This is a genomic window from Saccharothrix texasensis (genome assembly GCF_003752005.1).
Classification (GTDB): domain Bacteria; phylum Actinomycetota; class Actinomycetes; order Mycobacteriales; family Pseudonocardiaceae; genus Actinosynnema; species Actinosynnema texasense.
This window is the reverse complement of record NZ_RJKM01000001.1, coordinates 7157507-7180189: the sequence shown is the minus strand read 5'-3', so window position 1 is coordinate 7180189 and position 22683 is coordinate 7157507. Positions and strand designations below refer to the sequence as shown.

The following is a 22683-nucleotide window of genomic DNA, read 5'->3' as shown; positions in this document are numbered from 1 at the left end:
CATTCTGCTCACCACCGCAGGCCGGCCACCAGGTCTTCGTGGGTCAACTGGTAGTTCAACGGATAGCTGACCCGGATGACGTCGTCCTCCTCGCGGGTCAGCCGCGCGCCGGGGAACACCCGCGCGACCAGGCGCAGCATCGGCTGGTTCTCCCCCAGCACGTCGCCGTGCAGCTCGACGTAGTCCAGGTCGGCGGCCAACCGGCTCAGGGCGGCCATCAGCTCGGTGCCGACGCCCTTGCGCTGCCAGGGGTCCACCACGGCGAGGGCGATCTCCGCGGTGTCCTCGCCGGTGGCGATCAGGCGGGCGATGCCGACGGGCGCGCGGCGGCACTCCGCGACGACGGCGACCTTGCGACGGCCGTCGAGGTCGGTCAGCCGGCGGCGCATGGACGCGGTGAGGCGGGGCACCGGGGCGTGGAAGCGCAGGTAGCGACTCCGCGGCGACAAGCCGTGGAAGACCGCGTCGACGGCGTGGCCCGCCTCGGCGGCGTGCAGTTCGCGGACCTTCATGGCGGACGCCCCTTGAGTTCGGATTCCGAACCCTAGCTGGATTCGTTTTCCGAATGCAAGGGGTATCGTCAGTGGGCATGGCCCACGTGAAGGTCGCCGACGAGCTGTGCACCCTCTCGCTGCCCGCCGCCCTGCTGGGCGAGCGCTGGACGTTGCTGCTGCTGCGGCAGGCGTTCCTCGGCACGCGGCGGTTCGAGGACTTCCAGACCGAGATGGACATCTCGCGCAGCGTGCTGACCGAGCGGCTCGGCACGCTCGTCGAGGAGGGCATCCTGCGCCGCGAGGCGTACAAGGACGTGCGGACGCGGTACGAGTACCGGTTGACCGAGAAGGGCCTGGAGCTCTACCCGGTGCTGATGGCGCTGCGGAAGTGGGGCGACCGCTGGATGTCCCCGGCCGAGGGCCCGTCGTTCGACGTGCACCACCGCTCGTGCGGCGGCGACATCGGCGTGCACGTGTCGTGCGAGGGGTGCGGCGCGGAGCTGACCGCGCGGGACGTGCGCGTCACGCCGCTGCGCGACTCACGTGCGTGAGGCCAGCACCTGCTCCACGGCCGAGACCACGAAGATCAGCCCCAGCAGCACGGCGAACATGACGAAGTAGACCGTGTGCTCCTGCAGCTCGGCGCGGTCGGCCGCCCACACGTCCATGGCGGTGAACGCGGTGAACCACCCGAGCCAGCCGACCACCGCCGCGGCGAGCCACCGGGTGCTGCGCCGCACCACGGCCGCCACGGCGACCAGGCCCAGCACCAGCTCCACGACCTTGACCAGCCAGATCACCGGCATCACCCAGTCGGCGCCGAGACCGAGCGTGGCGTCGAGGTACCGGCCGACCTGCTGCTGCCGGTCCTTCCAGCCCAACGGGAGCTCGACGGCGTTCAGCACCCCGAACAGCGCGAGGAACACGCCGATCGGGAGGAACAGCCGCGACCACCGGGCACTGCCGCCCAACACCGGACTGCCGGTCATGGCCACCCCCTTCACCTGGGGGAATGATGACCCGGCAGCGCGGCGGGCGAAGTACGGCTGTCCGTACCTCGCCGTGGGTGACACACCGACCGCGCTCGGTGCGCAGCGGCGCAGTTCGGTGCGCGGCGGCGCGGCTCAGTGCGCGGCCGCGTCCCAGGACCGGCCGACGCCCACCGAGACCTCCATCGCCACCGACAGCCGGTACGCGCCGCCCATCTCGGCGCGGACCAGCGCCTCCACCTGCTCGCGCTCGCCCTCGGCGATCTCCAGCACCAGTTCGTCGTGCACCTGGAGCAGCATCCGCGACCGCAGGCCCGACTCCTCCAACGCGCGGAACACGCCCAACATCGCGACCTTGATGATGTCCGCCGCGCTGCCCTGGATCGGCGCGTTCAACGCCATCCGCTCGGCCATCTCCCGGCGCTGCCGGTTGTCGCTGGTCAGGTCGGGCAGGTAGCGCCGGCGGCCGAGGATCGTCTCGGTGTAGCCCTTCTTCCGCGCGTCCTCGACCACCGCGTGCAGGTAGTCGCGCACCCCGCCGAACCGGGCGAAGTACGCCTCCTTCTGCTCCCGCGCCTCGGCCGCCGAGATCCGCAGCTGCTGCGCCAGCCCGTACTCCGACAGCCCGTACGCCAGCCCGTACGACATGGCCTTCACCCGGCGGCGCTGCTCGGCGGTGACCTCCGAGGTCGGCACGGAGAACGCGCGCGACGCGACGAACGTGTGCAGGTCCTCGCCGCTGCGGAACGCCTCGATCAGGCCCGCGTCCTCCGACAGGTGGGCCATGATCCGCATCTCGATCTGGCTGTAGTCCGCGGTCATCAGCTCGGCGTAGCCCGGCCCGACCACGAACGCCTCGCGGATGCGCCTGCCCTCGTCGGTGCGGATCGGGATGTTCTGCAGGTTCGGGTCGGTGGACGACAGCCGGCCGGTGGCCGCGATCGTCTGGTGGAACGTGGTGTGGATGCGGCCGTCGTCGGCCACCGACTTGAGCAGCCCGTCCACGGTCGACTTCAACCGGGTCACGTCCCGGTGCGCGAGCAGGTGCTGCAGGAACGGGTGCTCGGTCGACTCGAACAGGTTCTGCAACGCGTCCGCGTCGGTGGTGTACCCGGTCTTGGTCTTCTTCGTCTTCGGCATGTTCAGCTCGTCGAACAGCACCGTCTGCAGCTGCTTGGGCGAGCCGAGGTTGATCTCCTTGCCGATCACCGAGTACGCGTCCTGCGCGGCCTGCTTCACGCCCGCCGCGAAGTGCGCCTCCAACGCCGCGAGGTGCTCGGTGTCGATCGCGATGCCGACCGCCTCGACGTCGTCGAGCACCACCATCAGCGGCAGCTCGAGGCTCGCCAGCAGCGACTCCTGACCGGTGTTCACCAGCTCCACGTCCAGCGCGTCGGCCAGCTCCGCCACCGCGAACGCCCGCACGATCGCCGCCTGCGCGGTCTTCTGCCGCTCCTCCTCCTCGTCGGCCAGCAGCGACAGCTGCCCGTCGTCGGGCTCCTCGGCCCGCAGCTCGCGCTGGAGGTAGCGCAGCGCCAGGTCGTCCAGCGCGAACGACCGCTGGCCCGGCCGCACCAGGTAGGCGGCCAGCGCCGTGTCGCTGCTCACCCCGCGCAGCTTCCAGCCGCGCGCCCGCAGGGCCCGCAGCGGCAGTTTCAGGTCGTGCGCCGCCTTGGCCACCGACTCGTCGGCCAGCCACGCGGCCAGCGCGTTCTCGTCGGCCTCGGTCAGCGACGCGACCTCGAAGTACCCGCCCTCGCCGCCGACCGCGGCCAGCGCCAGTCCCTCCAGGTCGCCGCCCGAGGCGCGGAACGCGATGCCGACCCGGCCCGAGCGCGCGTGCGCGTCGAGCCACGCGGCCACCCCGCCGACCGGCACCGGGCCGCCGCTGACCGTGAAGCCCTCCTCGGCCTCCGGCTCGGCGGTGGGCAGGGTGGAGAACAGCCGGTCCCGCAGCACCCGGAACTCCAGCTCGTCGAACAGCCGGTGCACCGCGTCGCGGTCCCACGGCCTGGCTTCCAGCTCGGCCGGGCCCAGCGGCAGCTCCACGTCCCGCACCAGCTCGGTGAGCTGCCGGTTCAGCATGATGTTGGCCAGGTTCGCCCGCAGCGCGTCGCCGACCTTGCCCGGCACCTCGTCGACGTGGTCGACCAGGCCGTTGAGCGAGCCGAACTGGGTGAGCAGCTTCACGATGGTCTTCGGGCCGACGCCGGGCGTGTTCGGCAAGTTGTCCGACGAGTCGCCGCGCACCGCCGCGTAGTCGGCGTACAGCTCGGGCGGCACGCCCTGCTTCTCCAGCACCAGCTCGGGGGTGTACCGGGCCATCTCGGACACGCCCTTGACCGGGTACAGCACCGTCACCTTGTCCGTGACCAGTTGCAGGGCGTCGCGGTCGCCGGTGCAGATCAGCACCTCGAAGCCCAGCGCCGTGGCCTGCGTGGTGAGCGTGGCGATCAGGTCGTCGGCCTCGTAGTTGGCCTTGGACAGCACCGGCACGTTCAGCGTGCCCAGCACGTCCTCGATGAGGCTGACCTGGCCGCGGAACTCGTCCGGCGTCTCGCTGCGCCCGGCCTTGTACTCCGCGTAGGCCTCGGTGCGGAAGGTCTTGCGCGAGACGTCGAACGCCACCGCGATGTGCGTGGGCTTCTCGTCGCGCAGCAGGTTGATGAGCATCGACGTGAAGCCGTAGACCGCGTTGGTGGTCTGGCCCGTGCCCGTCTGGAAGTTCTCCTTGGGCAGCGCGAAGAAGGCGCGGTAGGCCATGGAGTGACCGTCGACCAGCAGCAGGCGGGAGGCTTCTGAAGTGCTCACGGGCCGAGTCTAGGGTGAGGGTCCGACAGCACCGCACCGACTGGAGCACACGTGACGCCAGCACCCGAGGACATCCCCGGCGCCGACCTGGCCGCCGCGCCCGAGCAGCTCACCTCGAAGCTGGGCATCGAGATCACCCGATGGGATGCCGACCGGCTGGTCGGGACGATGCCGGTGAAGGGCAACCGCCAGCCGTACGGGCTGCTGCACGGCGGCGCGAACGCGGCGCTGGCGGAGACGCTGGGCTCGGTCGCCGCGGCCATGCACGCGGCGCCGGAGCGGCTGGCCGTGGGGCTGGAGCTGTCCTGCACGCACCACCGGGCGGTCACCGAGGGCGTCGTCACGGGGGTGTGCACGCCGATCCACCGCGGTCGCAGCACCGCCACCTACGAGATCGTGATCACCGACGAGCAGGACCGGCGCGCCTGCACGGCGCGGCTGACGTGCTTCTTGAAGGAAGCCACGGCGAAAGACCAACCGAAGGTGTGAAGGTGCGGTTCGGTCGTCCGAGGTGTGCAATGCAAGGTGACCCGGCGAGGCGGAGGTGGCCGTGCGGCGTGTGGTGTTGGTGATGGCCGTGGTGCTGGCGGCGGCCGGGTGCGGTGGCACCCCGGTGGTGGCCGGGACCGGGACGACGACGAGTCCGGCGGCGACCTACCCGGTGCCCGCGCAGACGGTGCGGCCGGACGAGAAGCCGCTCAAGATCCCCACCACGGCGGACGGCGACACGGCGTTCACGCTGGTCGGCCTGACCGCGGAGATGCCGACGCTGATCGGCAGCCACGCCGAGTTCCACGCCAAGGGCCAGTTCGTCCGCATCCGGATGAGCGTGATCAACAACGGCCGCAGCAGCGTGTCGTTCGCCGCGCGCCGCCACGTGCTGATCGACGACCGCGACGTCGAGCACACCGTGGACACGCAGGCGATGACGATCAAGCGGCAGCCGGAGACCATCGACCTGGGCGCGAACGTGCGCCTGGAGTACGACGTCTACTACGACCTGCCCACCGACGCGAAGCCGCTGGCCCTGCGCGTGTACGGCGGGCCGACGTTGACCGACCTGAAGGACGAGTCGGGCACCGAGATCCCGCTGGCCCAGCCCTGAGGGCCGGGCCGGCGGGTCCCGGGCTTTCAGTGACCGCCGAGGTACGCCGCGCGCACCTGCGGGTCGTCCAGCAGTTCCGGACCGGGCGCGCTCTTCACGACCCGGCCGGTCTCCAGCACGTACGCGCGGTCGGAGAGCTTCAGCGCCTGCTGCGCGTTCTGCTCGACCAGCAGCACGGTCGTGCCGCGCTTGTTGATCTCCTTGATGATCTCGAAGATCTGCGCGATGAGCATGGGCGCGAGGCCCATCGACGGCTCGTCGAGCAGGAGCACCTTCGGCTTGGTCATCAGCGCCCGGCCGATGGCGATCATCTGCTGCTCGCCGCCGGACATGGTGCCGCCGAACTGGCTCTTGCGCTCCGCCAGCCGCGGGAACAGCTCGTAGACCTCGGCCAGGTCCGCGTCGAGCGCGTCCTTGCGGGTGAAGGCGCCCATCAGCAGGTTCTCCTGCACCGTCATGCCGGGGAACACGCCGCGGCCTTCCGGTGACTGGCCGATGCCCGCGATGACCCGCTTGTGGCCGGGCATCTTCGAGATGTCCTCGCCGTTGAACAGCACCTGGCCGCTGGTCAGCGGGCGCAGCCCGGAGATGGTCTTCAGCGTGGTCGTCTTGCCCGCGCCGTTGGCGCCGATGAGCGAGACGATCTCACCGTCCTCGACCTGCAGGCTGATGCCCTTGATCGCGGCGATCTTGCCGTAGTGGACGTGGATGTCCTTGAGCTCAAGAAGCATCTTCGGACACCCCCAGGTACGCCTCGATGACCTTCGGGTTGTTCTGCACCTCTTGCGGGAGCCCTTCTGCGATCAGCTGGCCGAAGTCCAGCACCGCCACGCGGTCGCTGACGCCCATGACCAGGCTCATGTCGTGCTCGATCAGCAGCACGGTCCGACCGCTGTCGCGGATCTTGCGGATCAGCGCCTGCAACGACTCCTTCTCGGCCGGGTTCATGCCGGCCGCCGGCTCGTCGAGCAGCAGCAGCTTCGGGTCCGTGGCCAGCGCGCGGGCGATCTCCAGCCGCCGCTGGTCGCCGTAGGGCAGGTTCTTCGCGGTCTCGGTCATCCGGCCGGGGATGCCGACGAAGTCGAGCAACTCCCGGGCCACCTCGCGGCCGCGCTTCTCCTCCTTGCGGTGCCAGGGCAGGCCGAGCGTGGCGCCGACCGCACCGGTCTTGTGGTGCGCGTCCGCGCCGACCATCACGTTCTCCAGCGCCGACATGTTGTGGAACAGCCGGATGTTCTGGAACGTGCGGGCGATGCCCAGCTTGGTGATCTTGAACCGCTTGGTGCCGTCGATCCGGGCGCCGTTGAACAGCACCTGGCCCTCGGTGGGCTGGTAGACGCCGGTGACCACGTTGAACACCGTGGTCTTGCCCGCGCCGTTGGGCCCGATCAGGGCGAAGATCTCGCCCTGGCCGACGCTGATCTTCGCTTCGCGGAGCGCGACCACGCCGCCGAAGCGCATGGTCACGTTGTCCAGCTGAAGGACGGGAGTGCTCACTTGGCCGCCTCCGTCGAGACATCGGTGTCCGGACCCGCGACCTCGGCGCCCATCGCGCCCATGCCGCCGGTGCCCTCGTGCAGTTCGGCCTTGCGCCTGCGGGAGGGCAGCAGGCCCTCCGGCCGCAGCGCCATCATCAGCACCAGCACGCCGCCGAACAGCAGGATGCGGTACTCGGCCGGGTCCTTGCCCAGCGCGTCCTTGAGCCACTCGACCTCGCGGAACCGCTCCGGCAGCCAGGCGATGACGAACGCGCCGAGCATGACGCCGGGCAGGTTGCCCGCGCCGCCGAGGACGACCGCGGCGAGGATGGTCGCGGACAGGATGAACGGGAACGTGCCCGGCTCGATGAACACGGCCTTGCCCGCGTAGATGCCGCCGGCCAGACCGCCGATCATCGCGCCGATCGCGAACGCGAGCAGCTTGAACTTGAACGTCGGCACGCCCATCAGCTCGGCCGCGTCCTCGTCCTCCCGGATCGCCGCCCACGCGCGGCCGACGCGGCTCTTCTGCAACCGCACCGAGAAGACGATCACCACCACGATCGCGGCGACCATCAGGTAGTAGTACGGCGCGGGCAGCACGCCGAAGTCCAGGCCGATGGCCGGCATGTCCGTCGGGTGCGGGATGTTCGGGATGCCGCGCGCGCCACCGATCTCGTCGGTGTTGTTCGCGGTGATGCGGATGATCTCACCGAAGCCGAGCGTCACGATCGCCAGGTAGTCGCCGCGCAGCCGCAGCGTCGGCGCGCCGAGGATGACGCCCGAGACCGCCGCCAGGAAGATGCCGAACACCACCGTCGGCCAGTACGACCAGCCGTGCTCGGTGGCGAAGTAGGCCAGCGTGTAGCCGCCGATGGCGAAGAAGGCGACGAAACCGAGGTCGAGCAGGCCGGCTTGGCCGACGACCACGTTCAGGCCGATCGCCAGCAGCATGTAGGTGCCGATCGGGTAGATCAGCACCGTCGTCCAGTCCGCGCCGGGCGACATGAACGAGCCGATCCACGGCGCGGGCAGGATCAGCGCGAACACGAGCGCGCCGATGTAGACGACGAACCGCTGCCAGGTCTTGGCGCGTTCCCACCAGTCGCGGGCGCCGTCGAACAGGGCGCCGACGCGCCTCAACGGATTCGCGTTGCCAGTCACTCCGTTGCCTTTCATGCGCGGGCCTTCTGCAGGGATTCGCCGAGGATGCCGGTCGGGCGGAACATCAACACGACCACCAGCACGGTGAACGCGATCACGTCCTTCCACTCCGAACCCAGGAAGATCGCGCCCCAGTTCTCGATGAGGCCGAGCACGATACCGCCGAGCAGCGCGCCGCGCAGGTTGCCGATACCGCCGAGCACCGCCGCGGTGAACGCCTTGATACCGAGCACGAAACCGACGTTGAAGACGGTGTTCTCGAACTCCATCAAATACAGCGCGCCCGCGACGCCCGCCATCGCGCCACCGAGCAGGAACGTGACCCGCACGATGTTGTCGATGCTGACGCCCATGAGCACCGCGGCTTCGGGGTCCTGGGCGGTGGCGCGGATGCCGCGACCGATCTTGGTCTTGTTCACCAGGCGGTCCAGCGCGATCATCATGATGACCGCGGCGACCACGACGATGATGTGGTCGGTGCGCACCGCCGCGTTGCCGATGGTGAACACCGTGTCGCGGTCGACGATGCGCGGCGCGGACTGCTGGTTGCGCCCCGCGTTGCCGGTCAGCCAGGGAATGATGACCAGGGCGAACAGTTCCTGGAGGAACAGCGACGCGCCGATCGCGGAGATGAGCGCGGTGAGCCTGGTCGCGCCCTTGCGGCGCAGGGGCCGGTAGGCCACCACCTCCAGCAGCATCGCGGCGCCGCCGGAGATGGCCGCGGACGCCACGATGATCAACAGCATCACGCCGAACAGGGCGATCCCGGTCAGCGGCGACGCGGGCGCGATCGCCGTGATCACCACGAGCGACGTGAACGTGCCGATCATGAAGATCTCGGAGTGCGCGAAGTTGATCAGGCGCAGCACGCCGTAGACCATCGTGTAGCCGAGGGCGATGAGCGCGTAGATGGAGCCGAACACCAGTCCGCCCACCGTGCTGGGCAGGAACTGGTTGAGGAAATCATCAAGCATGACAGGTTGCCTCACGAGACGGGCGGGGAGAGAACTTCGCCATAGTGGTGGGGAGCGGGAGCTGTCGTTCCCACGACACTCCCGCTCCCCAGCGCGCCAGCTTGCTTACCTGATCCGTCCCGGATCAGCCCTCGAGCTTCGCTTCCTCCGCGGCACCCAGCAGCTTCACCTTGCCGTCGACGACCTGGTAGATGAAGATCGCGTTGTTCTCCGGCTCGCCGTTCGCCTTGAACTTGATCGGCTTGGAGACGCCGTCGAAGCTCACGCTCTTCAGGAAGTCGTTGATCTTCTCGCCGGTGGTGTTGCCCGCCTCGACGGCCTTGATGAACGCCGTCGCGGCGTCGTAGCCCTCGGTCGCGTAGATCGCCGGGTCGACGTTGGCGCTCTTCTTGTAGTTGTCGAAGAACGTCTTCAGCGCGCCGGTCACGTCGGGCGTCGGGATGTTGCACGGGCAGGCGAGGACGGCGCCCTCGGCGGCCTCGGTGCCCGCACCGGTGACGAGCTGCTGGTCGAGCGAGCCGTCACCGGAGGCGAACGTGGCCTTGACACCGCCGTCGCGCAGCTGCTTGAGCAGCCGGCCGGCCTGCGCGTAGTAACCGCCGAAGACGATCACGTCGGGGTTCGACGCGGCGACCTTCGTGACCGTGGACGAGTAGTCGGACGCGTCCTTGGAGAACTTGTCCCGCTCGACCGTCACGTTCGACTTCTCGAACGACTGGGCGACGGCGTCGGCCAGGCCGACGCTGTACTCCTGGTCGTCGGACAGGACGAACGCCTTCTTCGGGCTCTTGGCCTTCACCAGGAAGTCCGCGATGCCGGGGCCCTGGTCGGCGTCGTTGGCCACGACGCGGTGCCAGTAGGTCCAGCCGTTCTGCGCCAGGCCCGGGTTCGTGGCCGACGGCGAGACGCTGGGGATCTTGCCCTCTTCGAGCTGGCCGCCGATGGCCTTGGACTCGCCGGAGAAGGCCGGGCCGATGAGGGCCACGATCTTGTCCTGCGTGATGGCCTTCGTGATCAGCGAGGTGGCCTGGTCGGCCTTGCCCTGGCTGTCGTACTGCACCAGCTCGATCTTGATCTTGGGGTTCTTGGCGTTGTACTCCTCGACCGCCATCACCGCACCGTTCCGGGGCGGGATCACGATCGCGGCGTTCTCGCCGGTGAGGTCACCCATGAACCCGATCTTGACCGAGGTGACGTCGCCACCCGCTTCGCCACCGCCGCCGCCTCCGGCACAAGCCGCGAGCACCAGCGACGAAGCCGCCGCCAGCGCCAGAACTCGGCCGAGTCGTGCTCCTGACACCGGAATACCTCCCATGACACCAACCATCCCGCCGGTAGGCGGAGCCCTCACACGAGGGCTTGGGTTAGGGAGGGAACGTAGCTTCAGTTGAGTTCGCTGAACAGGTGGTCTTACTGCTCTGTGTCCACATCGTGACGGTAGTCACCGGAAAATGCTCCGGAGTTAACAACCTCAAATCCAGCTCAAATCGCCGCAGGTCACAAGGTCAATGCGTGCAGTAACCGAGAATGACCGGCGGGGTGTCCGATACTCGAACGGGTATCACTCGGGGGGATAGTCACCCGAAGTTTTCGATGACGGCTTCGGCCACGGCCTTCATGGTGGTGCGCCGATCCATCGCGGTCCGCTGCACCCAGCGGAATGCCTCGGGCTCCGACAGACCCTGCTTGGTCATCAGCAAACCCTTGGCGCGCTCGACCACCTTGCGCGTCTCCAGCCGCTCGGTGAGCCCGGCGACCTCGTTCTCCAGGGCCTGCAGCTCCGCGAACCGGCTCATCGCCAGCTCGATCGCGGGCACCAGGTCGCGCTTGGCGAACGGCTTGACCAGGTAGGCCATGGCGCCCGCGTCACGGGCGCGCTCCACCAGGTCCCGCTGGCTGAACGCGGTGAGGATGACGACCGGCGCGATGCGCTTGCCGGCGATCACCGACGCGGCCTCGATGCCGTCGACCTTGGGCATCTTCACGTCCATGATGACCAGGTCGGGCCGCAGCTCGGTGGCCAGCGTGACCGCCTCGTCGCCGTCGGCGGCCTGCCCGGCCACCTCGTACCCCTCTTCGCGCAGCATCTCGACCAGGTCGAGGCGGATGAGGGCTTCGTCCTCGGCCACGAGCACGCGCCGGGGCGCGACCTCGGGCTGGGCCTCGGCAGCCTGTTGGGTCACCGGGGTCCTCCTGACACTCTGACGGCGGCTCGACGCGGTCGCGTCGGACGAAACCGCAGTCTACCGGCGTGCGCCGCCCGGCCCGCGCGGTTATGCCGTGATCACGGCCACCGGTGACGACTTCGTCGGTTCGGACGCCCCCGCTCGACCGGACGCGAGGGCGGGAACGCCGCCCCGCTCGGCCGAACGCCGGGGTGGACACCTCCCCGGACGGTGTCACCCGTCCGGGGAGGTGTTCGCTCACCTGACCGCCTGCGGCGGCTCCCACCAGCCCGTGACGCCCTCCGGCCACTCCATCGCGGCCAGCGCCTCCTCGTGCGCGGGGTCCGGGCCGTCGACCTCGCGCAGGAACAGGTCGTACCAGCCGGTGGAGATGCCGAGGCCGCCGCCGGCGCTGGGCGCCTCCACCGCGTCGGGCAGGCCGAACACCGGGTGCAGCAGCCGGTCGGCCACCGTCGGCACGCCCAGGCTCGCGGGCCACTCGACCCACCACCGGTCGCCCTGCGCCAGCGCGCGCACCCACGGCGCCGCGCCGAACAGGTGGTAGCGGCGCAGCACGGCGCTGCCCACGCCCGTCGGGTACGGCGTCCCGGCCAGGTGGTCGCGCTCGACCGGGGCGAGCGGGCCGTCGATGAACGTGCCGCCCAGGTTGCGGCCCTTGAGCAGGGTGCGCACGTACTTCAGGCCGTCCGCCCAGGCCCGCTCGTCAACGCCCGCGAGGTGCACCGCCGCGTCGAGCCCGACGAGCCGCAGCTCCACCGACCGCGGGTGGTGCACGACGCGCAGGCCGGCGACGCCCGCCACCCACGACTCGTCGTGGCGCGGCAGCAGCTCGTACAGCAGCGGACCGAGGGCGTGCTCGGTGAGGTGCACGCGCAGGTGCTCCCCCGGCTCCACCGCGCGGAACGCGTGCGCCGGGCGCAGCATGCTCGCGGGCGGGCGCAGTTGCAGGTGCGCGCCCGCGTCCAGACCCGCTTGCAGCACCACGCACTCCAGCGCGCGCTGGTCGTCGTCCTCGGCGTCGGGCAGGAACAGGCCGCGCACGTCGGCCTGGCCCCGCAGCGCGTCGACCACGCGTTCGCGGCGGTCGTCGGGCAGGTCGTGCAGCACCGCCTTCACCGCGGGCACGGCCTGGGTGAGGTTCTCGCCGGTGTAGCTCCGGCGTAGGTCGACCAGCTGCTCGGTCAACGACGATCGCGCCATGGCAGTCCTCGCTCCCGCCGCCCGGCTCGGCGTGACAAGGACGCGACACGCGTCGGTCAACGGTCTTCGGTGGTACTCCATGAGCAGGGGTGCCCCCACCCCGCGGCGGATCTGCCACCCGTTGCCGGGGAGTGGCTCCAGCCTCACGTCTGCTCACGCACGCCGCCTCCGACGATAGCGCAACGTTGCCCGCGAGGCGTCGCGTCCCTAGCGTCTGGCGCATGGTGAGCGGGGCGGAGCGGTTGCTGGGTGTGCTGGCCGCGCACGGCGTCGAGGTCGTGTTCGGGCTGCCCGGCGTGCACAACCTGCCCGTGTGGGAGGCGTTGCGGACCTCGGGCATCCGGCTGGTCGGCGTCCGGCACGAGCAGACGGCGGTGTACGCGGCCGACGGCTACGCCCGCGCCACCGGCCGGCTCGGCGTCGCGCTGGTGACCACCGGGCCGGGCGCGGCGAACTGCCTGGGCGCGACCGGCGAGGCGTACGCGTCCGGGTCGCCGGTGCTGGTGATCGCCACCGACATCCCGTCGACGCTGCGCCGTCCCGGCGAGTACCGGGGCACCCTGCACGAGACGCGCGACCAGCGGGCGATGTTCCTGCCGGTGGTGAAGGGCGGGTGGACGCTGCGCGACGCCGAGTCGATCGGCGTCTACGCCGACAGCGCCGCGTTGCTGGCCGCCACCGCGCCGCAGGGACCGGTGTACCTGGGTGTGCCGACCGACTTCCTCACCGCGGACGCCGGCGTGTGGAACCGCATCCCTACCCGCGAGCCGTCAGTGCCGGACGTCACGGCCGGGGTGGAGCTGGTGGCCGCCGCCGAGCGCCCGCTGATCTGGGCCGGCGGCGGGGCCGCGCGGTCGGGCGCGGGCGCGGCGCTGGGCGCGCTGGCCTCGCGCATCGGCGCGCCGATCGTCACCACGTACGGCGCGCGCGGGCTGGTCGACCACCCGCACGTGGTGCACGGGCCGGTGCACCTGCCGGAGGTCGGGGCGCTGTGGGACGAGGCCGACCTGGTCATCGGGGTGGGCAGCGACTTCGACGGGATGATGACGCAGAACTGGCGGCAGCCCGCCCCGCCCCGGCTGCTCAACGTGAACGTGGAGGCGATCCGCAACTACCGGCCCGACGTGACGTTGCGCGGCGACGCGCGGATGGTGGTGTCGGCGCTGGTCGACGCCGTGCCCGAACGCCCGGACGGCGGGCTCGCCGGCCGGGTGGCCGAGCTGAACGACCTGGTGCGCAAGGCGGTCGAGGCGGACGAGCCGCGCGCGGCGCCGTTGCTGGAGGCGCTGGAGGGGCACCGGGTGGTGGCCGACATGTGCGTGGCCGGGTACTGGGTCGGCGGGTTCGGCCGGTTCACCGCGGCGCGCGGGCTGGCGTACCCGGTGGGGTGGGGCACGCTCGGCTTCGGCTTCCCGGCCTCGCTGGGCGCGGCGGTGACCGGGCGGGTGGTGGCGGTGTGCGGCGACGGCGGGTTCCTGTTCGCGGTCGGCGACCTGGCCACCGCCGCGCAGGAGCAGCTGCCGGTCACGGTGGTGCTGGTGGACGACGGCGGGTACGGGATGCTGCGGCACGACCAGGTGCGGCACGGGCACGAGCCGTTCGGGGTGGACCTGCGGTCGCCGGACTTCGTGGCGCTGGCCCGGAGCTTCGGCGTGGAGGCGTCCGCTGTGGACGGTTTCGGCGACGGTTTCCGGTCCCGCCTGGCCGACTACGCGGCGCGGTCGGGGCCGAACGTGCTGGTGGTGCGCTCGGCGGCGTTGAAGCCGCCGGTCACCACGTCGCCGCGGTGGTACCGCACGAGCTAGGGTGTCGAACATGAGTTCGAATGAACGCGTGTGGCCCGCGCCGGACGCCCACGACGAGCTGGGACTGCTGACCGGGTTCCTGACCTTCCTGCGACTGACCGCCGTGTCGAAGGTCGAGGGCCTGAGCTGGGAAGACGCCTCGGCGACGCCGATCCCGACGTCACCGGTGGTCAGCGCGCTGGGCGTGCTGCGGCACCTGACGGCGGTGGAGCGGTGGTGGCTGTCGATCGAGGCGGGCGGCGTCGAGCTGCCGTCGTTGTGGGGCGCGGACGCGGACGCGTCGTGGCTGCTGCACGACGGCGACACGGTGGAGTCGGTGATCGCCGAGTACCGCGCCGAGTGGGCGCGGTCGGACCACGCGCTCGCGGACCTCGGGCCGGGCGACCGCACCAGGGGCGACCACGACGGCAAGGGCCGCACCGTGCGCTGGGTCCTCGCCCACCTGGTGCAGGAGACCGGTCGGCACGTCGGCCACCTGGACTTCCTCCGCGAGCTCGCGGACGGGCAGAAGGGCGAGTAGCCCGCCGGGGTGTTCCGGCCGATCGACCCTTGGCACGCGGCCCCGGGCGGGCGACGCTGGGCGCATGACGACCCGCGCCCGCACCGACCCGGCCGACGCCGAGGCGGTTCCTCCGGGCCCCGCGGTCGGCGAGGTGCTGCCGGACCCGGCGCCGGGTCGCGCGCCGGTGGTGGACGTGTCCGTGCCGGACGCCTCGCGGTTCGCCGCGGTGCTCCGGCCCGAGCTGACCGTCGAGTGAGGTGACGTGGGCGCGCTGGACGGTGTGGTCGTCGCGGACTTCGGGCGGGTGCTGGCCGCGCCCTACGCGACGATGATGTTGGCCGACCTCGGCGCCGAGGTGGTCAAGGTGGAGCACCCGCGTGGCGACGAGACGCGGGCGTGGGGCCCGCCGCACGCCCGCGGCGAGGCCACGTACTTCCTGTCGGTGAACCGGAACAAGCGGTCCCGGGTGCTCGACCTGGCGACGGCGGAGGGCCGGGCCGCGGCACGGGAGCTGGCGCTGGGCGCGGACGTGCTGGTGGAGAACTTCCGGCCGGGCACGATGCGGAGGTTCGGGCTCGACTACGAGACCTTGTCGAAGGAGCACGCCCGGCTGGTCTACTGCTCGGTGACGGGGTTCGGCTCGGGTCGCGGCGCGGACCTGCCGGGCTACGACCTGCTGGTCCAGGCGGTCGGCGGGCTGATGAGCGTGACCGGCGCGGCCGAGCCGACCAAGGTCGGGGTCGCGCTGGTGGACGTGCTGACCGGGATGCACGCGGCGGTCGGCGTCCTGGCCGCGCTGCGGCACCGCGACGCGACCGGCGAGGGCCAGGCGGTGGAGGTCGACCTGCTGTCCGTGCTGCTGTCGAGCATGGTCAACCAGAGCGCGGGGTACACGCTCGCGGGCGCCGTGCCCGGCCTGCTGGGCAACCGGCACCCGTCGATCGCGCCCTACGAGGTGTTCCCGACCGCCGACCGGCCGGTGGTGCTGGCCGTCGGCAACGACCGGCAGTTCGCCCGGCTGCGCGAGGCGCTGGGGCTGCCGGCGGACGAGCGGTTCGCCACGAACGAGCTGCGGGTCGCGCACGTGGACGCGTTGGCCGAGTCGCTGACCGGGCGGTTGCGGACGCGGCCGGCGGCCCACTGGTTCGCGCTGCTCACCCCGCTCGGTGTGCCGTGCGGGCCGGTGAACGACCTGGCCGGCGCGTTCGAGCTGGCCGAGTCGCTCGGCCTGCGGCCCACCGCCGACGTCGACGGGCTGGCGCTGGTCTCGAACCCGATCCGGATGTCCGCCACGCCGCCGACCTACCGGCTGCCGCCACCGGCACTCGGCGGCGCCACCGGGTCCGGCTAGCGCCGGGCGGCGCGGCGGCGTCAGAGGACGGAGCGCACGACACCGCCCTCGGCGCGGACGGCCGCGCCGTTGGTGATGCTCGCGAGCGGGCTCGCCAGGTAGGCGATCAGGTTCGCCACCTCGTCCGGTGTGGCGAAGCGCTGGAGCAGCGACGTCGGCCTGGTGTGCCGGAAGAACTGCTCCTGCAGCTCCTCGCGGGTCAGTCCGGTGTGGGCCACGCCGGCGTCCAGCATCGTGCCGACGCCCTCGGTGAGGGTGGGGCCGGGCAGCACCGTGTTCACCGTGACGTTCGTGCCCTTGGTCAGCTCGGCCAGGCCGCGGGCCAGGGCCAGGATCGCCGTCTTCGTCACCGAGTAGTGCAGCATCTCCACGGCCACGTCGACCGCGGCGTCGCTGCCGACGAACACGACGCGGCCGTCGTCGCGGGCGAGCATCCCCGCCAGGTAGTGGCGGGACAGGCGGACACCGCTCATCACGTTGGTCTCGAAGTAGCGGGTCCACTCCGAGTCGGGGATGTCGGCGAACGGCCGGGGGCCGAACACCGACACGTTGTTCACCAGCACGTCCACCTCCGGCACGGCCGCGGTGACGGCGGCGGCGCCCTCCGCGGTGCCGACGTCGCCCGGCGCGGCGGTGATCCCGGCGCCCGGCACCTCGGCGGCCAGCCGCCGCGCGGCTTCGGCGACCCGGGGCGCGCCCCGCCCGTTCAGCACGACCGCGGCACCCTCGCGGGCCAGCGCGACCGCCGTGGCGTACCCGATGCCCGCCGTCGAACCCGTGACCAAGGCGGTCTTGCCCGTCAACCGGAGGTCCACGCTCGTCCCACTCCCCTGCTCGACCCGCTCACCGCGAACGAGGCACGGTAGCGGCACAGCGGCTCCGCGGTCCGCGACGCGACTTCGGTGCCGGCCCCCGGTGCCGGTCCCGGTGCCGGCCGGAAGACCTCACCAGGCGACCGGCATCGAGCGCGGTCCGCGCACCAGCGTCCGGGTCTTCCACACCACCTCGCCCGCGAGGTGCAGGCCCGGCAGGTCGCGCAGCAGCGCGTGGAGCGCTTCGCGCAGCTCCAGCCGGGCCAGCGGCGCGCCCAGGCAGTGGTGCGCGCCGTGCCCGAACGCCAGGTGCCGGTCCGCGGCGCGGTCCAGCCGCAGCTCTTCGGGACCGTCGAACCGCAGCCGGTCGCGGTTGGCCGCGTTGAGCGCGCACAGCACCGGTTCGCCCGCCCGCACCAGCGTGCCGCCGACCTCCACGTCCTCGGTGGCGTAGCGGGAGAAGGCCGCGCTCGCGCCCACGGGCACGTACCGGAGCAGCTCCTCCACGGCGCCGGGCACCAGCCCGGGATCGGCGACCAGCCGCCGCCACCGGTCGGGTTCCAGCAGCAGGACGTAGGCGAAGTTGGCGATCTGACTGGCGGTCGTCTCGTGGCCCGCGACCAGCAGGCCGAGGGACAGGTCGACCAGCTCGGCCTCGGTGAGCCGGTCGTGCGCGTCGCGCGCCTCCACCAACGCGCTCACCAGGTCGTCGGCGGGGTGGGCGCGGCGCCGCGCGACGAGGTCCGCGAAGTACCCGCGCAGCTCGCCCCGGTCGCGGTCGAAGTCCGCGGTGTCGAGCCCGCTGGTGGACAGCAGCCCGTCGCTCCACCGGCGGAACCGCGGCCGGTCGGCGACCGGCACGCCCAGCAGCTCGCAGATCACCGCGACCGGGATCGACAGCGCGTAGTGCTCCACGAGGTCGACGGGCGGTCCGACGAGCTCCAGCCCGCGAATGAGCGCGGTGGCCAGGTCGGCGACGCGCGGGCGCAGCCGCTCGACGCGGCGCGTCGTGAACGCCTTGGCCACCAGGGTGCGCAGGCGCGTGTGGTCCGGCGGGTCGAGGGCGAGGATGCCGCCGGTGAGCCTGCCCGGGGACAACCGCGGCTCGTCGTGCTCCACGGCCCGCGCGCGGGAGAAGCGCGGGTCGCCCAGCACCAGGCGCACGTCGTCGTACCGGGTGGCCAGCCAGGACTCCTCGCCGAACGGCATCCGGACGCGGATCAGGCCGTCGGCGTCGCGGGCCCGCGCGTACGCCGGGTCGAGCCCGAGCCCGTCGCCGGTGTGGAAGGGGTACGCGATCGGATCGGTGTGCGCGGAGGCCACTCGGGAACCCCCTGCCGGCTCGCCCCATCGCCGATGAAGTCGTCCTCCCACGCTACGGTCGCCCGTCGGGGGCGTCAAAGACACGTGTTCGGTGTGCCGGCTCATACCGCGATGTCCTTGCACCGCAAGGCGAAGCGCACTAGAGGACCGGTCGACCACGCCCCGCACCATCGGGTGAACGAGCGTGCGACGCGCGGCGGCGGCTGATTGGATCAACGCCCATGCGCCACCTGGTAGCGGTGCTCGCCGCGCTCGTGCTGTCCGTGTCCGCCGCGCCCGCGTCCGCCGCCCCGTCCGCTCCCGCGCGCGTCGAGCCGGACTTCACCGGCACCGTGTCGATGAGGGGCTGCTCGGGCGCGGTCGTCCGGCCGCCCGCCCACCAGCCGTCGGACCCGGCGCTGGTGATGACGAACGGGCACTGCGTGCGGTTCCTGGAGGCCGAGGAGGTCGTGGTCGACCAGCCGGCGGACCGGGAGTTCACGCTGCTCGACAGCACCGGCGAGGACTCCCTCGGCGACCTGCGCGCGGCGACGCTGGTCTACGCCACGATGTCCCGCACCGACGTCGCGCTGTACCGGCTCACGGCCACCTACGGCGACATCGAGGCGATGGGCGGCCGGGCGCTGGAGCTGTCGGCGGAGCACCCCGCCGCCGGCATCGCGGTCGGCGTGGTGTCCGGCTACTGGCGGCACGTCTACTCGTGCGACGTGGACGGGTACGCCTACCGGCTGCGGGAAGGCCGGTACACCTGGCACGACTCGATGCGCTACACCGCCGACTGCCGCACGAGGGGCGGCACGTCCGGCTCGCCCGTGGTGGACGTGGCCACCGGCAAGGTGGTGGCGGTCAACAACACCGGCAACGAGGACGGCGAGCGGTGCACGGACAACAACCCGTGCGAGGTCGACGCCGCCGGCGAGGTGACCGTGCGCCAGGGCATCGGGTACGCGCAGCAGACCTTCCAGATCGTGCCGTGCCTGACCGGGGGCGGTCGGGTGGACCTGGCCGCCCCCGGCTGCGGGCTGCCGCGACCGGCGGCCTAGGGCTCGAACCGCTCGCCGGACAGGGCCCCGACCGCGGCCATCGGGTTGCCCAGGTGGTAGTGGTCCACGGCCAGGTAGGTCGGGGTCTTGCGGGCGGCGGGCTCGCAGAACCGGCGGGCCCGGTCGGCGAGCTTGCCGTTGTCGGTGGTCGCGGTCCCGGTGAACGGGACGTCCCGGAAGTGGTTCATCACGAACAGCGGCCGGAAGCCCGGCTCGGTGCGGGTGAGCGGCGTGCTCCAGCGGCTGTGGCACGACCAGTCCGACGTGCCCAGGCCCGAGCCCATCGACCAGTGGTTCTCCACCGTCCACTCCGACTGGTACATCACGCCGAAGGTGTCGCGTTGCGGCGAGTCGCCCGAGCGGCCGTGGTCGGTGAAGATCATCAGCCGCTTGCCGGTGGCGCGCAGGGCGTCGAGGGTCGGCCAGCCGTTCGCCCGCACACCCGCCTGGTCCGGGCGGAACAGGACGTCCGCCAAGCCGTCGACGCGGGCGAGCTCGGCGCGCAGCACCTCGGCGGAGACGTAGTCCTCCAGGAAGATCGTGACGAACTCGGCCGGGTTGCCGCGCAGGAAGTCCACGATCCGCCGCACGTCCACCCACAGCGCCACCGGCCGGCTGACCAGCGTGCAGCTGTTGTGGCACAGGATCGCGCCGTCCGGGGTCTGGTGGACGTCGAGCTGGAACCCGCGCACCCCGTCCCGGAGCTGCTGTTCGATGCCGCGGGCCTGGTTGGGCGCGAGGTTGACGAACGGCGGGGCGAACCCGCCGTCCACCCCGTTGGCGTAGGCGTTGTGCGCGGTGAGGAACGTGACCTGGTCCAGTCGGCGCTCGCCCTCCGGCGGGACCGGCGACCGCCGGGGTGACACCGGGGTGAGGTACCAGAGGTCGGCGCCGGCGCCGATCCGCACCTGGTCCGCGCCGACGGCGACCAGGTAGCGGTCGGCGCCGGGCACCTTGAGCCGGTGGCGGTCGCCGTCGGGCAGCACGTCCCACTGCGCGTCGGCGCTGTCGCAGGGCGACATCACGGCCTGGTCGCCCTGCCGGCCCAGGCACTGGGAGCCCTCGCGCAGCGTGCGACCGGCGAGGGTCCACTGCTGGCGGTCCTCGTCGCCCTTGGGCCGCCGTTGGAGCACCGACGTGCCCGAGGCGCCGGCGTTCAGACCGGTGGTGACGCTCTGCACGTAGTAGACGCCGTCGGCGGGCGCGGCCTGGGCGGTGAGCGGCGCCGCCAGGGCGGCGACGAGCGTGACGACCAGGGCTGATCGGGTGGCGCGCATCAAGAAGTCCTCTCGAAGGCTCCGCGGCGGCGGTCAGCTCACAGAGTAAACGCGAAACCCCTTCACGTCAGCCCGTCCTACGCTGGTGGCATGACCGAACCGTGGGGTGACCCCGACAAGATCCGCCGAGTCCTGGCCGACGGGGAGACGTGGGCCGTGGTGGGGCTGGCCGACCACCCGCACCGCGCCGCGTACGGCGTGGCGAAGTTCCTCCAGCAGCGCGGCAAGCGGGTCGTGCCCGTGCACCCGGACGCGCCGACCGTGCACGGCGAGCAGGGTTACGCGACGCTGGCCGACATCCCGTTCCCGGTCGACGTGGTCGACGTGTTCCGCCGGTCCGAGGCGGCGGGCGCGTTCGCCGACGAGGCGGTGGCGATCGGCGCGAAAGCGGTGTGGTTCCAGCTCGACGTGGTCGACGAGGCGGCCTACGAGCGGGCCACCGCCGCCGGGCTGGACGTGGTGATGGACCGCTGCCCCGCCATCGAGTGGTCCGAGCACGGGCCGCGCTGATCACCGCCGGACCGCCGGGAACCCGTGCGCGCGGGCGGCGACGACCACGGCCAGGGCGGGCACGAGGAGCACCAGCACGCTCCACGGCAGCTTCCCGGCCGCGGTCGGAGCCGGGGTGGGCGGCGTGGTGTCGGCGGTGGTGGTGGCCGGGTCGGTGGTGGGGGCCGGATCGGTGACGGTGGTGGGTGCGGTGTCGGTTCGGGCGGCGGTGAATCGCGTACCGCATGGTCGAACCTGACACCGGTGTCACTTCCAATCGGCGGCGGGCGTGAGCCGGGACACAATCCCGTCGGGGCTAGCGGGCCTGCCGATGCGCGGTGACCTCGATCTCGATGCGCATCCTGGGGTCGGCCAGGCCGCACTCCAGCATCGTCGCGGCCGGCCGGACCTCGCCGAACGCCGCGCGCAGCACCGGCCAGCACGGCTCGAAGTCCCCGGCGTCGGGCAGGTAGTACGTCACCCGCACCACGTCGGCGAACCCGCTGCCCGCCTCGGTCAGCGCCGCGCCGATGTTGGCCAGGCACTGCTCGGCCTGCGCCACCACGTCGTCGGAGATGGTCATGGCGGTGTAGTCGAAGCCGGTGGTGCCGGAGACGTGCACCCACTCGCCGTCGACCACGGCCCGCGCGTACCCGATCTGCTCTTCGAACGTGGAACCGGACAGGATCACTCGCCTCATGGGGGCAACCTACGTCCCGCCCGACGCGACCTCGAAGCCGTTTCCGCACGGCGATGGCGGTCGGGCGGAGCCGATCAGTAACCTGCGGGCCATGCCGGTCGTCGCGCTCAACGGGATCAACCTCAGCTACCAGGTGCAGGGCGAGGGCGACCTCGTCGTCATGGTGATGGGCACCGGCAGCCCGGGCCGGGTGTGGCACGCGCACCAGGTGCCCGCGCTGCGCGAAGCCGGGTTCCGGGTGGCGACCGTCGACAACCGGGGCATCCCGCCGACGGACGAGTGCGCGGCCGGGATGAAGATCGACGACCTGGTCGGCGACGTGGCGGCGTTGATCGAGTCGCTCGGCGGCCGGGCGCACGTGGTCGGCACGTCCATGGGCGCGCGGGTGACGCAGGAGCTGGCGCTGGCCCGGCCGGACCTGGTGGCCAAGGCCGTGATGCTGGCGACCGCGGGCCGCAACGACCCCGTGCAGTCGGCGTTGTCGCACGGCGAACGCGCGCTGCACGACCAGGGGATCACGTTGCCCCCGCGCTACTTCGCGGCGGTGGACGCGGTGCTGAACCTGTCGCCCGCGACGCTGCGCGACCCGGTCGTCGCGCGGGACTGGCTGGACGTCTTCGAGTTCACCGGGTCGGCGGTGGGCAAGGGCGTGCGGGCGCAGATGGACCTGAACGACTTCGACGACCGGCTCGACGCCTACCGCGCCATCACCGTGCCGTGCCTGGTGGTGGGCTTCGCCGACGACCGGGTGCTGCCCGCCCACCTCGCCCGCGAGGTGGCCGAGGCCATCCCGGGCGCCCGGTACGAGGAGGTGGCCGACGCGGGCCACTTCGGGTTCCTCGAACAGCCCGCCGCGGTCAACCGGCTCCTGGTGGACTTCCTCACGGGGTGACCCGGGTCCGCCCAGTCGACGTTGTGCGGGCCGGGCACCGACGGTGACCGGCCGACCACGTTAACTCGCCTACCCCCGCGTCGCGAAC

The 22683-nt window shown here is 71.9% G+C and carries 24 protein-coding genes; 10 read left to right on the top strand and 14 right to left on the bottom strand.

From position 1 onward, the window contains the following. Window positions 1-8 precede the first annotated feature (8 nt). Window positions 9-512 carry a GNAT family N-acetyltransferase gene (locus tag EDD40_RS32190; RefSeq protein WP_123746262.1) on the bottom strand — a complete coding sequence of 168 codons (504 nt, stop codon included), beginning with the start codon at window positions 510-512 and terminating at the stop codon, window positions 9-11. Window positions 513-589: 77 nt separating this feature from the next. Between EDD40_RS32190 and EDD40_RS32185 the strand changes: the two genes are divergently transcribed. Continuing rightward, window positions 590-1045, top strand: a complete 456-nt coding sequence (locus EDD40_RS32185; protein ID WP_123748439.1) for a winged helix-turn-helix transcriptional regulator — start codon at window positions 590-592, stop codon at window positions 1043-1045. On the opposite strand, the gene EDD40_RS32180 is transcribed toward EDD40_RS32185, so the two are convergent. Both EDD40_RS32180 and polA read right to left on the bottom strand, forming a co-directional pair. Further along, entirely contained in the window at window positions 1034-1483 is a 450-nt protein-coding gene (locus EDD40_RS32180; RefSeq protein WP_148088966.1) for a hypothetical protein, read from the bottom strand. The two genes, EDD40_RS32185 and EDD40_RS32180, sit on opposite strands and share 12 nt — an antisense overlap. A gap of 135 nt (window positions 1484-1618) precedes the next feature. Continuing rightward, window positions 1619-4294 carry a DNA polymerase I gene (gene polA, locus EDD40_RS32175; RefSeq protein WP_211348274.1) on the bottom strand — a complete coding sequence of 892 codons (2676 nt, stop codon included), beginning with the start codon at window positions 4292-4294 and terminating at the stop codon, window positions 1619-1621. Window positions 4295-4345: 51 nt separating this feature from the next. Between polA and EDD40_RS32170 the strand changes: the two genes are divergently transcribed. Beyond that, window positions 4346-4783, top strand: coding sequence for a hotdog fold thioesterase (locus EDD40_RS32170; RefSeq protein ID WP_123746260.1), 438 nt, complete (start codon window positions 4346-4348; stop codon window positions 4781-4783). A gap of 61 nt (window positions 4784-4844) precedes the next feature. After that, entirely contained in the window at window positions 4845-5399 is a 555-nt protein-coding gene (locus EDD40_RS32165; protein WP_236594423.1) for a DUF4352 domain-containing protein, read from the top strand. Between the two features lie 26 nt (window positions 5400-5425). Here the strand turns inward: EDD40_RS32165 and EDD40_RS32160 are convergent, their stop codons facing one another. The 7 genes from EDD40_RS32160 to EDD40_RS32130 all read right to left on the bottom strand — a co-directional run bounded on the left by EDD40_RS32160 (window position 5426) and on the right by EDD40_RS32130 (window position 12401). Beyond that, window positions 5426-6130 (bottom strand): ABC transporter ATP-binding protein, encoded by a 705-nt coding sequence (locus EDD40_RS32160; protein ID WP_123746259.1) that lies wholly within the window; start codon window positions 6128-6130, stop codon window positions 5426-5428. Next, on the bottom strand, window positions 6120-6860 hold the full coding sequence (locus EDD40_RS32155) for an ABC transporter ATP-binding protein (protein ID WP_123748436.1): 741 nt from the start codon (window positions 6858-6860) through the stop codon (window positions 6120-6122). The genes EDD40_RS32160 and EDD40_RS32155 overlap by 11 nt, the downstream gene beginning before the upstream one ends. 32 nt (window positions 6861-6892) lie before the next feature. Next, window positions 6893-8056 (bottom strand): branched-chain amino acid ABC transporter permease, encoded by a 1164-nt coding sequence (locus EDD40_RS32150; RefSeq protein ID WP_123746258.1) that lies wholly within the window; start codon window positions 8054-8056, stop codon window positions 6893-6895. Continuing rightward, window positions 8053-9015 carry a branched-chain amino acid ABC transporter permease gene (locus tag EDD40_RS32145; protein WP_123746257.1) on the bottom strand — a complete coding sequence of 321 codons (963 nt, stop codon included), beginning with the start codon at window positions 9013-9015 and terminating at the stop codon, window positions 8053-8055. The genes EDD40_RS32150 and EDD40_RS32145 overlap by 4 nt, the downstream gene beginning before the upstream one ends. 124 nt (window positions 9016-9139) lie before the next feature. After that, the gene (locus EDD40_RS32140; RefSeq protein ID WP_246037962.1) at window positions 9140-10315 is read right to left on the bottom strand and encodes a branched-chain amino acid ABC transporter substrate-binding protein; all 1176 of its coding nucleotides are present in this window, start codon (window positions 10313-10315) and stop codon (window positions 9140-9142) included. Between the two features lie 277 nt (window positions 10316-10592). After that, window positions 10593-11198 carry an ANTAR domain-containing response regulator gene (locus tag EDD40_RS32135; RefSeq protein WP_073888656.1) on the bottom strand — a complete coding sequence of 202 codons (606 nt, stop codon included), beginning with the start codon at window positions 11196-11198 and terminating at the stop codon, window positions 10593-10595. 240 nt (window positions 11199-11438) lie between these two features. Further along, window positions 11439-12401 (bottom strand): hypothetical protein, encoded by a 963-nt coding sequence (locus tag EDD40_RS32130; protein ID WP_123746255.1) that lies wholly within the window; start codon window positions 12399-12401, stop codon window positions 11439-11441. A 221-nt stretch (window positions 12402-12622) separates the two neighbouring features. Here EDD40_RS32130 and EDD40_RS32125 point away from each other — a divergent pair, with 221 nt between their 5' ends. From EDD40_RS32125 to EDD40_RS32115, 4 genes are all read left to right on the top strand, one after another. Further along, window positions 12623-14206 (top strand): thiamine pyrophosphate-binding protein, encoded by a 1584-nt coding sequence (locus tag EDD40_RS32125; protein WP_123746254.1) that lies wholly within the window; start codon window positions 12623-12625, stop codon window positions 14204-14206. Window positions 14207-14216: 10 nt separating this feature from the next. Further along, window positions 14217-14726 (top strand): DinB family protein, encoded by a 510-nt coding sequence (locus EDD40_RS32120; RefSeq protein ID WP_123748435.1) that lies wholly within the window; start codon window positions 14217-14219, stop codon window positions 14724-14726. A gap of 64 nt (window positions 14727-14790) precedes the next feature. Then, window positions 14791-14964 (top strand): hypothetical protein, encoded by a 174-nt coding sequence (locus tag EDD40_RS42030; RefSeq protein ID WP_170185264.1) that lies wholly within the window; start codon window positions 14791-14793, stop codon window positions 14962-14964. Between the two features lie 6 nt (window positions 14965-14970). After that, window positions 14971-16059: a CaiB/BaiF CoA transferase family protein gene (locus tag EDD40_RS32115; protein ID WP_123746253.1), complete on the top strand. Its 1089-nt coding sequence runs from the start codon at window positions 14971-14973 to the stop codon at window positions 16057-16059. A 20-nt stretch (window positions 16060-16079) separates the two neighbouring features. Here the strand turns inward: EDD40_RS32115 and EDD40_RS32110 are convergent, their stop codons facing one another. Beyond that, complete coding sequence (locus tag EDD40_RS32110) at window positions 16080-16874, bottom strand: SDR family NAD(P)-dependent oxidoreductase (protein WP_123746252.1); 795 nt, start codon at window positions 16872-16874, stop codon at window positions 16080-16082. Between the two features lie 129 nt (window positions 16875-17003). Then, the gene (locus EDD40_RS32105) at window positions 17004-18194 is read right to left on the bottom strand and encodes a cytochrome P450 (RefSeq protein ID WP_123746251.1); all 1191 of its coding nucleotides are present in this window, start codon (window positions 18192-18194) and stop codon (window positions 17004-17006) included. 221 nt (window positions 18195-18415) lie between these two features. Here EDD40_RS32105 and EDD40_RS32100 point away from each other — a divergent pair, with 221 nt between their 5' ends. Next, window positions 18416-19237 (top strand): S1 family peptidase, encoded by an 822-nt coding sequence (locus tag EDD40_RS32100; protein WP_123746250.1) that lies wholly within the window; start codon window positions 18416-18418, stop codon window positions 19235-19237. Here EDD40_RS32100 and EDD40_RS32095 read toward each other — a convergent pair. Continuing rightward, a complete protein-coding gene (locus EDD40_RS32095; RefSeq protein WP_123746249.1) occupies window positions 19234-20514 on the bottom strand; it encodes a PI-PLC domain-containing protein in 1281 nt (426 codons plus the stop codon). The two genes, EDD40_RS32100 and EDD40_RS32095, sit on opposite strands and share 4 nt — an antisense overlap. A gap of 90 nt (window positions 20515-20604) precedes the next feature. On the opposite strand from EDD40_RS32095, the gene EDD40_RS32090 reads away from it, so the two are divergent. Further along, window positions 20605-21024 carry a CoA-binding protein gene (locus EDD40_RS32090; protein WP_123746248.1) on the top strand — a complete coding sequence of 140 codons (420 nt, stop codon included), beginning with the start codon at window positions 20605-20607 and terminating at the stop codon, window positions 21022-21024. Between the two features lie 295 nt (window positions 21025-21319). On the opposite strand, the gene EDD40_RS32080 is transcribed toward EDD40_RS32090, so the two are convergent. Next, window positions 21320-21703, bottom strand: a complete 384-nt coding sequence (locus EDD40_RS32080; protein ID WP_123746247.1) for a RidA family protein — start codon at window positions 21701-21703, stop codon at window positions 21320-21322. Window positions 21704-21794: 91 nt separating this feature from the next. Here EDD40_RS32080 and EDD40_RS32075 point away from each other — a divergent pair, with 91 nt between their 5' ends. Further along, complete coding sequence (locus EDD40_RS32075) at window positions 21795-22595, top strand: alpha/beta fold hydrolase (protein ID WP_123746246.1); 801 nt, start codon at window positions 21795-21797, stop codon at window positions 22593-22595. Window positions 22596-22683 lie beyond the last annotated feature (88 nt).